The sequence below is a fragment of the Psychrobacter sp. DM4 genome (genome assembly GCF_051307035.1).
Lineage (GTDB): Bacteria > Pseudomonadota > Gammaproteobacteria > Pseudomonadales > Moraxellaceae > Psychrobacter.
This window is the reverse complement of sequence record NZ_CP195536.1, coordinates 534,242-547,576: the sequence shown is the minus strand read 5'-3', so window position 1 is coordinate 547,576 and position 13,335 is coordinate 534,242. Positions and strand designations below refer to the sequence as shown.

At 46.2% G+C, this 13,335-nt stretch carries 10 protein-coding genes; 7 read left to right on the top strand and 3 right to left on the bottom strand.

The genetic code is table 11. The features are described from left to right. The first annotated feature begins 36 nt into the window (after positions 1-36). From ACR64G_RS02395 to ACR64G_RS02375, 5 genes are all read left to right on the top strand, one after another. On the top strand, positions 37-1,983 hold the full coding sequence (locus ACR64G_RS02395) for a DUF294 nucleotidyltransferase-like domain-containing protein (protein WP_435979962.1): 1,947 nt from the start codon (positions 37-39) through the stop codon (positions 1,981-1,983). Positions 1,984-2,005: 22 nt separating this feature from the next. Continuing rightward, the gene (locus ACR64G_RS02390; protein WP_435979961.1) at positions 2,006-2,617 is read left to right on the top strand and encodes a 3'-5' exonuclease; all 612 of its coding nucleotides are present in this window, start codon (positions 2,006-2,008) and stop codon (positions 2,615-2,617) included. Positions 2,618-2,766: 149 nt separating this feature from the next. Then, positions 2,767-4,662, top strand: coding sequence for a D-alanyl-D-alanine carboxypeptidase/D-alanyl-D-alanine endopeptidase (gene dacB, locus ACR64G_RS02385; protein WP_435979960.1), 1,896 nt, complete (start codon positions 2,767-2,769; stop codon positions 4,660-4,662). A 107-nt stretch (positions 4,663-4,769) separates the two neighbouring features. Continuing rightward, positions 4,770-5,264 carry an ABZJ_00895 family protein gene (locus ACR64G_RS02380; protein ID WP_435979959.1) on the top strand — a complete coding sequence of 165 codons (495 nt, stop codon included), beginning with the start codon at positions 4,770-4,772 and terminating at the stop codon, positions 5,262-5,264. Positions 5,265-5,346: 82 nt separating this feature from the next. After that, the gene (locus ACR64G_RS02375; RefSeq protein ID WP_435979958.1) at positions 5,347-5,892 is read left to right on the top strand and encodes a DUF421 domain-containing protein; all 546 of its coding nucleotides are present in this window, start codon (positions 5,347-5,349) and stop codon (positions 5,890-5,892) included. A 139-nt stretch (positions 5,893-6,031) separates the two neighbouring features. Here the strand turns inward: ACR64G_RS02375 and ACR64G_RS02370 are convergent, their stop codons facing one another. Beyond that, the gene (locus ACR64G_RS02370) at positions 6,032-6,478 is read right to left on the bottom strand and encodes a DUF2147 domain-containing protein (RefSeq protein ID WP_435979957.1); all 447 of its coding nucleotides are present in this window, start codon (positions 6,476-6,478) and stop codon (positions 6,032-6,034) included. A gap of 147 nt (positions 6,479-6,625) precedes the next feature. Here ACR64G_RS02370 and rlmH point away from each other — a divergent pair, with 147 nt between their 5' ends. Further along, positions 6,626-7,114, top strand: coding sequence for a 23S rRNA (pseudouridine(1915)-N(3))-methyltransferase RlmH (gene rlmH / locus ACR64G_RS02365; RefSeq protein ID WP_435979956.1), 489 nt, complete (start codon positions 6,626-6,628; stop codon positions 7,112-7,114). 112 nt (positions 7,115-7,226) lie between these two features. After that, positions 7,227-8,096: a DODA-type extradiol aromatic ring-opening family dioxygenase gene (locus ACR64G_RS02360; RefSeq protein WP_435979955.1), complete on the top strand. Its 870-nt coding sequence runs from the start codon at positions 7,227-7,229 to the stop codon at positions 8,094-8,096. A gap of 54 nt (positions 8,097-8,150) precedes the next feature. Here the strand turns inward: ACR64G_RS02360 and ACR64G_RS02355 are convergent, their stop codons facing one another. Beyond that, the gene (locus tag ACR64G_RS02355; protein WP_435979954.1) at positions 8,151-9,644 is read right to left on the bottom strand and encodes an amidase; all 1,494 of its coding nucleotides are present in this window, start codon (positions 9,642-9,644) and stop codon (positions 8,151-8,153) included. A gap of 164 nt (positions 9,645-9,808) precedes the next feature. Continuing rightward, positions 9,809-13,096, bottom strand: a complete 3,288-nt coding sequence (locus tag ACR64G_RS02350) for a DNA translocase FtsK (RefSeq protein ID WP_435979953.1) — start codon at positions 13,094-13,096, stop codon at positions 9,809-9,811. Positions 13,097-13,335: the final 239 nt, after the last annotated feature.

Genomic DNA, 13,335 nt, shown 5'->3' with positions numbered 1-13,335 from the left:
GATTTACTATAGCGTTGTGTGCAGAAGGAAGATGTCATGACTCAGCTTGATTTTACTCAGCCGCCTTTTGACGTCCTAAGTAATGACGAGCGCTCAAGCGTCAAAAAACATACTCAAGTTATTTATTTGGCTCAAAACGAGTGCTTGGCTGATAAAGATTTTATCTATTTCTATGTGGTCCTAAAGGGTCAAATTGAACAGCGCTTAGGTGATGAGCGGGTTACCACCTATCTAGGTAACAACCTTACCGAACAACTAAACAGCAACGACTGGTTCGATAGTCGCCGTACTCCTGATTTGAGTATTGACCCCCAAAAACAGCTAAATCGTTATCAATTTTGTGCGCTTGAAGACTCCCTGTTACTTCAAATCGATGGTACAACTATCGATAAGATAGCGGCGCAAAACCATCTAGTACGTCAGCTGCTCTCTGATACTCTCTCTGAGCGCCTAAAGTCACTAAAGAGCAGACGTCAGACGCAACATACAGGCGCGAGCAGTTATACCGCTCAGCAAGAAGTACAGCAGATTTTGCTTCAACCTGTCACTGATATAACCTTGCTACCCATACACATTGTCGATGCCCATAGTAGCTTGTATCAAGCGGCGCGTACTATGACTGACGCCTCTCTTAAGCATGTATTAGTGCGTCTGCCCAAGCAGACCGAACCTATCGATAAGACGCTATCAGACCCGTTAGCAAATCAAGGTTCTGATCGCAGTTTAGGTATGCTCAGCGACCATGATATCTGCCGCGCAGTGAGCGATCAAAGAGACCCTGCCACTACTCCTTGCCTACACTATGCAAGCTTTGATTTGCATACGATCAATGCCGATAGTGAGATCGGCGATGCGCTATTGACTATGACGCGCTACCGCATTCACCGCCTACCTGTCTTAGATAGTAATGATAAGGTAATTGGAGTCTTAGCACAAAACGACATGCTCGCTTATGTCAGTCATCACTCGCAGCTCATTAGTATGGAGATTGAACAAGCACGCGATATGGCAAGTTTGGATAAAGCGGTGACGCTGATTGGGCGCTATATTCGCGCCCAGCAGCAAAACGGGGTAAGAGTCGGCGTGGTCAGTCGTATGGTACAGCAATTGAATGCACAAGTATTTACTAAGCTGTGGCAGCTAATAGTACCAAAAGAGGTGATCGAAAACACCTGCGTCATTGTCATGGGCTCGGAGGGTCGCGGAGAGCAAATCATGCGCACAGATCAAGACAACGCGCTGATCATTCGTGACGGTTACATCCATCCTGATTTAGATAAGTTTGCGGATACCTTTAACCAGCAGTTGTCCATATTAGGGTATCCTTTATGTGACGGTCATATCATGATGAATAATCCGATATGGCGACAGGAGCTTAAATCTTTTAAAGCACAAATCAGTTTATGGTTTAAAAACACTGACCCTATGCATAGTGTTTATCTATCCTCAATACTCGATGGCGAATATATCTGCGGGGACAAAGATCTATTAACGCAAATACGGGCTCATTTGCAGATAGCGCATCAGCGCTCAGAGCCTATGTTCGTTCGTCAGTTTGCTCGCGTAGCCTTACAGTTTGGTGATACTGGTCAATGGTGGCAAAAGTTTGCACCCTTGATAGGTAAGCCCACGCGCCGAGACATTGATCTCAAAAAATCAGGCTTATTTCCGCTTGTACATGGTATTCGCACCTTAGCACTTGAGCATGATATTTTTGAGGTGACAAGTACTAAGGAGCGACTCAAAGCCTTGGTCGCTGCCCGTATGTTCAACAAAGAGCGCGCCGAGACGCTAGCCGAGGCGCTGGAGTTTTTTATGGCGCAGCGCTTAGCGGTAGCGCTATCTACCGATGATAAATACGCACGCCAAGTAGATCCTATCACTTTGTCAGCGCTTGAGCGCGATGCCCTAAAAGAGTGTCTCGCTGTAGTCAAAAGCTTCAAAAACCAACTCAGTCATCACTATCATTTAGAGATAGGATAGATGGAGAGTATATCGGAGCGTCATGACTATGAGCTGGCTTAAGCAATTAGCAACCTTGTGGTATAGCACTCGCCTGCAGCGTCCTGAACTGGCAAAGCTGTTTGCGCCGCCACTATCAGATCAGTGGGTTGCTATTGACTGTGAGATGACAGGGCTAAATCCGCGCAAGCACCACCTGCTCTCGGTAGCCGCCATTCATATCAATAGTAATACGATCGATACGGGTAACGGCTTACATCTAGTCTGTCGCCCGCCTGTTATGCCAGACGCGGATACCATTGTTATCCATGGACTACGGTGCGCTGAGGTCGAAAACGGCATGAGTTATGAGGATATGCTCGCGCTGCTACTACCCTTTATCGGTAATCGTCCAATCGTAGGGTTTTGTCCGCAGATCGATACGGCCTTTTTGAACCCTTTGATCAAGCGCTATATGGGCACCCCTTTGCCCAATCAAGTGATTGATGTACGGCGCTTATACGCCAGAAAAATGGGGAGCTCTACCCAAGCGCCTCCTAATAAATCTCATCATTTAAGTCATATTTTAGCGCACTACGACATCCCTGAATTAGGTGTTCACGACGCTTACAACGATGCGGTGATGACTGCTATGGCGTTTTTGCATTTGCGTTAGTACTGAAGTGGATTTTTTTATGGTGTCTTGCGAGACCATCTGGTACTCTCAGTCCTGTTTTATAGACTTAAGCATTACGCTTCATATAGGTAAAACTATCCACTCATGCTACCATAGCTTGTTTTTGACCTCAGATAATAGATCCCCTCATGCCGCCTACTACCCAAGTCTATCAGCGCTTTATGTCTTTGCTTGTAGCTAATAATCAAAGGCTAATACGGGCGTCAATTACGCCTTTATCGATGCCGGTATTTGCAGCTCTAGCTACGCTCACGCCGATAAGTGCGCAAGCTGTACTGCCTGTCTCTATTTTGGAGGCGTTGTCAAAAGCAAAGTTAGAACCCGCTGATATTAGTATCATGGTCGTGCCCGTTGGTTTAAAAGACAACAGTCGTTTGCCGCCTATAATACAAGTGGTGGCGCTAAGCGAAGATCATGCCATCGCGGATGAGGTGAACAAGACGCTAGTAGCAAGTGAGCAACTAGTGGTCGAAGAAGATATCATTGAACAAGAACGCAAGCTCAGTGCTTATACTGATGACCCTTATACTCACTTAAGCCTTGATCCGTTGGTAGTACCAGCTATCGAAAATACGGATAGTAATAGCGATACCTTGGACGCTGAGGATATAGAGTCTCAAACCCCATCTACTTTGCCTTTATCATCAAATCGTCAGCCTTTAATAATCCATCATGTCAATGTTGCACGCACGCCTGCTAGTACGATGAAGCTCATTCCTAGTTTTATTGCCTTAGATAGCTTGGGCGCTGATTTTGTATGGCATACTCGGGTTTATCATACTGGACTCATTATCGGCGATCGTTTGCAAGGCGATCTAATTATTCAAGGGAGCGGCGATCCCAAGATGACTCATGAGCGTTTGCGTCAGCTGCTTTACCAAGTCAAAAAAACAGGCATTCATCATATCGATGGCGATATTATTGTTGATAGCACTATCTTCAATAATGTGACCAAAGATCCTAGCGCTTTTGATAACGCGCCACTGCGACCCTATAACGCCAGTCCTGATGGGTTCTTGGTGAATTTTAGTACTGTTGGTATTTACAGCTTTTTGGAAGACGACAAAAGCGCAAAACTTACCTACAAGCCCAAGCTCGCTAACTATGAGTTGCCATCATCTATCGGGACGCGTCAAGCGGGTTGCTCGCAGGCGAGTAGTAGTCTTGCGCCTGAGTGGCAATCTGATAAATTGGTACTCAATGCCAATCTACCGACGAGCTGCGCGGAACATGTGTTTTATGTGGCTTATCCTGATGCCAAAGACTTTGCCGCCCGCGTTGTTGCCTCGAAATGGCAGCAACTGGGCAATACGCTTAGCGGTCAAGTGATTGCAAAAGACGGCCCTTATCAGGCTACAAAAAAAGGTAGTAAAAGAGTCGCACAGATCGTCTCACCGTTACCGATTGCAAGCTATCCTTCGCTTGATTTGACCCAGCAAATTTACGACATCAATCACTTCTCAAACAACGTTATGACGGAGCAAGTGGCGTTGTCGTTAGGCGCTTATAGCCAAGATAGCACGCCTCACAATCAGAATGCGCCAACTGCTAATAAAGCAACAAGCCTATATCATTATGGTGCGTCAAAGGTTACGGACTATCCACAAGCCTTGCAGCGCATTGATACCTGGTGGCGCACTCATCTCAGCACAGCGCCGCCTTATCTGACTAATGGTTCAGGACTGTGCCGAGACTGTACCCTCACTGCGGCCAATCTTAGTGAACTTTTAACTTACGCTTATAAGCATCCAAGTTTTGAGGCTTATGTCGGCTCATTAGGCGTAGCAGGTGTGAGCGGTACTATCTCCTCTCATAGCGAGCGGTTGCCTGAGTCAGCAGCGATAGGACGCGCTTGGATCAAGACGGGGACGCTAAATAATGTAACTTCGATAGCAGGCTACGTCAAAGGACTATCAGGTCAAGATTATGCGGTGGTTGGTATTATCAATACCGAGCAAGCCCTCAATGCTTATACCGCTCGTCCTGTATTGGATACGCTACTTGATTGGACGGCTCAGCAATAACAAAAGACACTTGATGCCAAGCTTTGATGCTAAGCTTTAATATTAGTGTTAACCTCAAAGTTTGCTTAAGTCTAATACGATTATTAAAACGACTTATAGGCAAGAACATGTCTCAAAAACCCAGTATCAGTAAATCAAAAAAGTCGTCAGCGTCGCCTCAGATGATATCCGTCAATCTCTCACGCTACGTTGTGTTTTTTGCGCTAGGTTATGTACTTGCCAGCACGCTATTGATGATTGTTCAGACGCAATTACCTATGAACCCGCAGCTCGTCACTGTACTGTCTGTTATCGTCAGCGCTTATATCGCCGTGTACAAATTTATCAAGCATCACCACCGTGCTTTGAGCCGCCGTGAGATCAATTATTTGACAGTGGCAGGTATCGCTACAATATGGCTACTAAGTGCGCTTTATCTATTGGGTTTATGGTTTTTATTATTTGACGCCGTCAGTCGTGAGGTGCTTATGGACATGGCTGTGGATCGTCCTTTACCTTTACTGAGCGCACTTGTCATGGTTATGATCCTGACGGTTATTAGCGCACGTATTGGTATTTTAATTTTTAATCGCTTATTAGCGCCTACCAAAATCGGCGTATAGTTATCATTCTTATAAACCCTACAACGAGCTTGGCTCACTCATCGTCTATGATGATAAGTTACAATCATAAGGAAGCAGCCACATGGATATGTTGATGTTCGATGACCTCGAAAAACTAGGACGAATTGTATTAACAACCGTTATGGTATACCTGCTAATTGTCATAACAACCAAAGTCTCAGGCAAACGCTCAACCTCTCAGCTTAATAATTTTGACTGGATTGTGACCGTCATGATCGGCTCACTAGGTGCTAGCACTATTTTGCTCAAAGACATTCCCTTTATAGAGGGATCATCGTCGATTTTGGTGTTATATGCCCTCCAATACCTAGTGACTAAGTACGCTTCTATCTCGCCGCCATTTAGCCAGTTTGTTTTGTCTGACCCGCGTATCGTCTTTTATCAAGGACAGTTCTTGCCTGAAGCTTTGCGCGCTGAGCGTTTGACTCAGCAAGAGGTTGAATGTGCCATGCGCTCTGAGGGCGCTAATGATTTTGATGAGATTGAAGCGGTAGTCTTTGAGTCTGATGCCAAACTCACTATCCTCAAAAAACCCAAAGAAAAAGAAGGCAAAGAGAATAAAGAGGATGCACGCGTGTCTGAGACCCTACAGCCTCTAATTGATTGATCTTGCAGATAGCAGATAAATGTATTTATCGATCAGCTAGTAATAAGCGTTTATACAAGCGCTACGACATTTGCATACAAAAATAGGGAGTCCACTGCTATTAGACTCCCGTTGAGCTTGATTGATTATTTTGTAATAACTACTTCACACGTTGCCAAGTTTGCGAGCGACCAAAGACGGGTGAGCCCACATAACCACGTAGTTTTAGGCTTTTACCGTTATCGCTAAGAGTCAACTTACCAGAATAGACTTTGCCCGTTTCTGGATCGACAAGCTGACCATCACTCCATTGATTGTTACCGTTTGCCTTTAGTCCTGACAGAATCTGCAAGCCTTCAACGGGCTTATTTTTGAGACTACCAGGACATTTTTCGCACAGTGCTTTGGCATCTTTGGTATTCATAACCTTAATGATTTTGCCTGATACTTTGCCACTACTTTCATTTAACTGGATAATGGCTTTTTTCTCACCCGTCTTGTCGTCTACCGTTTGCCATTGCGTGCCATTTAAGGAGGCGGCAAGAGCAGAGGTGGACAGTAGAGCGCTTGCACTAAAACCTAGTACCATTGATGTTACACGTTTCATAATCAGCTCCATTGATTTTATAATGAGATATTTTGAGATAAATAAACATAATAAGCTTTGTTTATCTCGGCTTAGTAGAGCATAAAACTTAAAACTAACGAATTTTTGTTTGTAAAGTTATCTTAACGATAACCAGGAGTGATACATATGAAAGTGCGGATTTTGACAGTTGGTAACAAAATGCCCAGTTGGATACAAAGCGGTTTTAATGAGTATCACAAACGCATTCAACCTATGCTCAGCACTGAAGTGATAGAGCTGGCTGCTGCTAAACGCGCTAAAAACCCTTCGGATGCCAATTTGGCTCAGTACCGAGAGACAGAGGGTCAAACGATACTCGCCGCACATAATGATACTGGGCGCGAGCAGTTGTGGGTACTCGACGTCAAGGGCAAAATGCTCTCGACTGAGGGCCTAGCGGATAAGCTTAGCGAGGCGATGATACAGGGCGATGATATCGCGCTGGTCATTGGCGGCGCAGACGGTGTCTCACCTGACCTATTGTCAAAAGCTGATATGAAATGGTCATTATCAGCGCTGACGATGCCTCATCCACTAGTACGAGTCGTACTCATGGAGCAGCTGTATCGCGCGATGAGTATCAATAATAATCACCCTTATCATCGTGGTAACTGATGTTAAAGAAGAAGTGTTCCGTCGATCAAAATACCTATGTCTATACCTTTTTTCATAAAATATCATCCCTTCTAGCGATTGAAAAACCCACTTACGCCCTAATAAATGCTAAATGAGCCAATCAAGATTTGCCACACCTCCTAATTTTAAACCGCGCAAAGCGGCTACTCCTATCACAGGTGCAGTCGCTTGGGCGGATACACCTGTTGGGCTAAAGAACGCCGCTCGCCTACCGGCACTGTTCATATCTCATGGCGCGCCAACGCTCGCTATTGAGCAATCGGCGACGACCAACGCTCTGGCGCGTATGGGTCACAATCTACCCAAACCGCGCGCTATCATTATCATGTCCGCGCATTGGCACTCTACCAAGCTTGAGGTTAGTAGCAATCCAAAGCCCAAAACGTGGCATGATTTTTCGGGGTTTGATGATGCGCTTTATGATCTTAATTACCCTGCGGCGGGTCAGGCGCCACTCGCAGAGTCACTTGCTCAGCAATTAACAGCGCGCGGGATTACTTGTAGCGTGAATCCTGTGCGGGTTTGGGATCATGGCGTTTGGTCGCCGCTTCGTCATCTATATCCAGAGGCGGATGTGCCTATCGTACAAATCTCTCTGCCGCGTCACTATGATAGTGTCGCTTGCTATCAGTTAGGGGCACAATTGGCGCGCTTGCGTCGTCAACAAATATTAATCATCGGCTCAGGTAATATCACTCATAATTTGCAGGCAATGCGGTGGGAGGCTGATAGCGTGGATCGATGCGCAAATGATTTTAAGGTGTGGCTATTACAGCAGCTCAAGTCTGATATTCCAGCGGCGTTAGATTGGCAACAGTACCCTGACTATCGCGATATCCATCCAAGCGATGAGCACTTATTGCCGCTATTTTTTGCGCTTGGCGTAGGACAGCGCGTCTCTGTGGTTCATCAGAGTATGGCGCATCACAGCTTAGGTATGGATATTTATCGCTTTGATTAAAGTATGCCTGCTAGCATTAGTACCAGCACTAGTACTAATGCTGGTTTACCAAACCTATTTCTCAAAAGTAGGTTTGGTAAACCAGCCTGCACGCTCAATCTCTCCTGCTAAGCTCAGTATCGTCGACTCATCATTCATTCGCCCAATCAGCTGCATACCGATAGGTAGCCCCTTTTTGCTCATGCCCATCGGTAGAGAGATGGCAGGTAGGCCTGTAATGTTACCTAGTATCGTAAAGCCCATTTTGCTCAGTACAGGATGACTGAGTTTTTCGATCATACCTGAGCTAAAGGTATACTTACCCATGTCAATGCCTTTACTTAGTAAGCCTGAGGTATTCATCAGCATCTCCTCGACTCGGCTTGGCGGCAGTACGCCGTGCTTGACCGCAGTTGTAGGCACTGTTGGTGACAAGATCATATCGTAAGTTTCAAGTAGTAACCCCGTCTGATATTGGCTGTGGTGCCAGCCGTGTTTAGCATGGACTAAGTCGGCTGCGGACAGTGAGCGCCCGAGCATCGCCATATTATAGGTTTGAGGTTCTAGTTTTTTGATATGTTTGGCACCAAAGCGCTTCTCAATATTGTCGATAGTAAAGGCAGTATGCGCGCAAACGACTACGATAAAATCATGCCAGAACTGTTCGATATTGATGTTAGGCTCAGCAGGAACGACGCGGTGACCCATGGACTCCAACTGCTTAGCGGTACGCTCAAGCACTGCCAGCACCTCTTTATCCACTGCTGTATTGGCAATGAGTGGCTGCTGATGCAAGGCGATGGTTAATGACTTAGGCGCACGCATAGCCGCTTGCAAAAACGACTCCTCAGGCGGCGCAATGATATAAGGCGCACCGATCTCACGACCACTTGTGGCATCGAGCATGGCAGCGGTATCGCGTACTGTACGAGTGATAACATGATCGGCTGCAGCACCATCCCATCCTTCTCCAAAATCAGGTCCGAATGGGTTGCGTCCACGGCTGGGCTTTAGTCCTACAGCGCCGCACCAAGCAGCAGGGAAACGTATAGAGCCGCCACCATCACCCGCGCCTGCCATCGGTACGATGCCGCTAGCTACGGCAGCTGCACTACCACCCGATGAGCCGCCAGAGCTATAGCCTTTTTTGAATGGATTGTGCGTAGCCCCGTGAGCTTTTGGTTCGGTCGTGATAATCAAACCAAATTCAGGGGTGTTAGTCTTGCCAAAGGTGTTGACCCCTGATGCTTTCATGCGTTTGACGATTTCGCTGTCATGGTCGCTTGTGACCTCGATGCTCCGGCTGCCCATAGTGATCGGCTCACCTTCAAAATGAAAGGACAGATCCTTTAATAAAAAAGGTACGCCAGTAAATACGCCATCAGGCAAGCCGCGCTGCGCTGCCGTATAAGCACGTTCATCAAAACGATGAATAATGGCATTCATCTTAGGATTTAGTTTGTTGGCGCGAGCTATCGCTGATTCTAATAGCTCTTTGGCACTCACTTCGCCTGATTTGACCAGACCTGCTAATCCTATAGCGTCGTATTGGGTATATTCTTTAAACATTTCGGCGTCCTTGCTCACTGTTATTGTGGTGGTGAAACTACTTATATTAATCTCAATACTGTACCTATTTACATTCAGTCCATCTGTAACTTATTTTAAATGCTCAAATAAAAAACGAGCCGCTCTCACGACTCGCTTTTTGCATGTGTTAAACCGACTAGTCTCTACATCAATAGCTCACGCTTACCACTTTTGCCCATCGAGCTGACCAGCCCAGCCTCCTCCATAGAGTCAACGATGCGCGCCGCACGGTTATAACCGATACTGAACTTACGCTGAATGCTTGAAGCCGAGACTTTGCGGGTCTCCATGATGAAAGCGACCGCATCGTTGTATAGGTCATCATCTTCGCCAGTACTACTACCCGCGCCACTACCACTACTTGAACCTGATAGCTCAAAATTGCCTGCCATATTATCAATATAATCAGGGGCACCGCGCTCGCGCCACGCGTCACAAACACGATTGACCTCTTCGTCGCTAACATACGCGCCGTGGACACGATCAGGCTCAATCTGCCCTGGCCCTAAGAACAACATATCACCGTTACCGAGCATGTCCTCAGCACCGCCGCTATCGAGTATCGTGCGCGAATCTACTTTTGAATTGACCCGCAGTGCTGCTCGTACTGGAATGTTAGCTTTGATGAGACCTGTAATCACATCGACTGACGGACGCTGGGTTGCGAGCATTAAGTGAATACCTGCTGCCCGTGATTTTTGTGCCAATCGCGTGATGAGCTCTTCAGCTTGCTTGCCCACTTGCATAATCATATCAGCAAATTCATCAGCGACGATGACGATCATCGGTAGCGTTTTGAGCTTAGGCGCTTGACTGATACTCACGCTATCGTTCGGTCGCCATAAGGGATCAAGCATCGGTTTACCAGCAGCTTCAGCAGCGCGGACTTTTTTGTTAAATTCGTCAAGCTTACGGACTTTGAGCAAGCTCATAAGCTGATAACGACGCTCCATCTCAGCGACGCACCAAGACAAACTGCTAGCCGCCTCTGTCATATCGGTGACGACGGGCGTCAGCAGATGCGGAATGTCATTGTAGTTAGCAAGCTCTAACTGTTTAGGATCAATCAGAATTAGACGCAGCTCATCAGGCTTATATTTGAGCAGCATCGATAGTAGCATGGAATTGACGAGTACCGATTTACCAGAGCCTGTCGTACCCGCGACTAGCATATGCGGGGCACGAGCAAGATCAGTGATAATAGCATTGCCACCGATATCTTTACCCATGGCCATACTGATTTGCGCTTTGGGATCTTTGAATTTTTCGGTATTTAGTAGCTCAATGAGACGCACCATTTCACGCTTTTTATTGGGCACCTCGATACCGATATAGGGCTTGCCTGGTATCACTTCGACCACGCGCAGGGATGCCATAGATAAGGAGCGCGCCAAATCACGAGAGATACCCGTAACCTTGCTAGCCTTGACTCCAGCGGCAAGCTCAACTTCAAAACGCGTCACTACAGGTCCCGGTATAGCATTGACCACTTCTGCCTTGACGTTGAACTCTTGCAACTTAATCTCGAGCAGTTCTGATAGTTGCTTAAGCTCAGTTACGGTATAGCTTGGCATACGGTCAGGGTCAGGTTTATCGAGAATGGATATCTCTGGAATAGGCGTGAGATTACCGCGATATTCAGCCGTTTGCATCGCGCGTGACTTTTGACTAAAGGCTGCATCATCACTGATATCTGGCATCACTGGCGCGTCAGAATCGTTATGATCTGGCATCATATCAGTGATATGGTTACTACTATCGCCTTCAGGTACTGCAAAACCTATATGAGACTTGGGTGTGCTAGGCTCAGGCACTACTGGCTCAGCAACTATAGCTGAGACTGGCGCGACTGCTGTTGGTGGTAGTTTTGGATTCGCAGGTGGCGTATTGGTCGGCGTCATATCAGTAGCTGGTGGACTTGATACGTTTTGAGTATCCACTTGTGGTTCAATGACTGGTGCTACGGTTTCATTGTGTAGCGGCGCGCTCGCTATTTCGGTTGAGTCGTTATGGATTGATAGCTCATCTATTTCATCTTCGATAACAGATGAGCTATCGGGTATAGCATTAGGCGTAGTGCTAGGCATGGTATCAAGCGTAGTGTTAGGTATAGTACCGTGCTCTGCTAGCCAAGCATCGGCCAACTCATCGACTTGGCTTGCATCGTCCTCAATGGTTACACCATTAGATAACTTATCGTCAAATACGGGCGTTGCCGCTGTCGTTGATGCTAGTGGCGTTGTAGATGGCGAAACGATTGGCTTATCAGTATTACTAAGCTCTGTCGCTACAACAGGAGCACTGTCAGACTCTGGCTCATGTTGCTCGCCATAATTATTAACAAAATCACCAGTTGCTAACAAATCATCGACCGTGCTGGCATCATTCCAGGCAAAACTCGGCTCTACCTTACGTAAAGGCGTCGGGGTGGTTTCTGTTAATGACTTATGAGCAGGATGACTGCTCACGCTCACGCTCGCCATCGCAGTTTGCGGCTTGCGACCAATAGCAGCAGCTTCAGTCGCCGCTATTGCCATCGAAGCTTTTACACTATCTTTTAGACCTGATTTCGATAAAAAGTCAGTTAACACCGTGCCAAAACGACCACTATTAGCCGTGTAGTCCTCTTGATTCTCTGGTAGCTCAAGTGGCAGTTGACCGGATTGTCGATTCACATTTTCGTTTTGCGCGGTTATGCGAGCAGTACCAAGTCCATCGTCAGACTGATCAAAACCAATATTATCTTGGTCCTCTATATTGTTTTTCTCAGCGCTTTGAGTACCGTCTAACCGAGAATTCAACTGAGTACTTTTGTCGCTGACACCAGAGCCAAGCCATCCGAGATCAGTGAGCTTATGATACAGCTGTTGCCAATGAATATTAAAGGCAAAAGTAGCGGTGATAATCACAAACAACGCCAAGAATGCCACGCTGCCCCATTGCGATAGCAACTGCGCTAATCGTGCTTGTAATTCAAGACCGATGATGCCGCCTGCGACTCCTTTGAGACCTGTCGCGACAGGGTCTGCTACTTGCTGAATTAAAGCAACTAATTGCGCAAACAACGCACTAGCACTCAGTAGTAAGAATACATAGGCCATCAAACGTAATGGCCAGAACGTAGGCTTACTCTCCCACCAAATCAAGATCGACTCATAAACCAAGAACGCAAACAACCACCAAGCGCCAAAGCCAAAAAAGCTATAGAGTAGGTCGGATAACCAAGCGCCCATAGCGCCGCCCATATTATTAATCGTATTCATATCACTACTAATATGCGACCAGCTAGGATCGTTACCGGTATACGTCAGCAAAATAACAAATAAATAAACGGCCACTATTAATCCAAGGATAGTAAATATCCCTTTTTTTAAGTACTCAATAACTGATGCTGATATCACGTAGGATCTGCCTTTATCAATACGATTCATACTAAGAGGGTGCCAGATTATGATGAATGTTCATCATAACGACGTCAAATATCACTATAAAATCAAACGGTGCTTATAGTATAGATAAGCGGTGCTTAGGATAAAAAACTATCGCAAAATAAGTTATGTCTCAAGCCGCGTATAACCTCCTATAATAACAAATAGATAGGTTAATTGGCGACTGTGTTGTCAAGAAAGCTCCCTTTAATGCTTATTCATAGATTTATTCTAATGATAAC

What these genes read in the sequence shown, in the direction of transcription:
- ACR64G_RS02395 (WP_435979962.1), top strand. Translation starts at nt 37, where the DNA reads ATGACTCAGCTTGATTTTACTCAGCCGCCTTTTGACGTCCTAAGTAAT.
- ACR64G_RS02390 (WP_435979961.1), top strand. Translation starts at nt 2,006, where the DNA reads ATGACTATGAGCTGGCTTAAGCAATTAGCAACCTTGTGGTATAGCACT.
- dacB (WP_435979960.1), top strand. Translation starts at nt 2,767, where the DNA reads ATGCCGCCTACTACCCAAGTCTATCAGCGCTTTATGTCTTTGCTTGTA.
- ACR64G_RS02380 (WP_435979959.1), top strand. Translation starts at nt 4,770, where the DNA reads ATGTCTCAAAAACCCAGTATCAGTAAATCAAAAAAGTCGTCAGCGTCG.
- ACR64G_RS02375 (WP_435979958.1), top strand. Translation starts at nt 5,347, where the DNA reads ATGGATATGTTGATGTTCGATGACCTCGAAAAACTAGGACGAATTGTA.
- ACR64G_RS02370 (WP_435979957.1), bottom strand. Translation starts at nt 6,478, where the DNA reads ATGAAACGTGTAACATCAATGGTACTAGGTTTTAGTGCAAGCGCTCTA.
- rlmH (WP_435979956.1), top strand. Translation starts at nt 6,626, where the DNA reads ATGAAAGTGCGGATTTTGACAGTTGGTAACAAAATGCCCAGTTGGATA.
- ACR64G_RS02360 (WP_435979955.1), top strand. Translation starts at nt 7,227, where the DNA reads ATGAGCCAATCAAGATTTGCCACACCTCCTAATTTTAAACCGCGCAAA.
- ACR64G_RS02355 (WP_435979954.1), bottom strand. Translation starts at nt 9,644, where the DNA reads ATGTTTAAAGAATATACCCAATACGACGCTATAGGATTAGCAGGTCTG.
- ACR64G_RS02350 (WP_435979953.1), bottom strand. Translation starts at nt 13,096, where the DNA reads ATGAATCGTATTGATAAAGGCAGATCCTACGTGATATCAGCATCAGTT.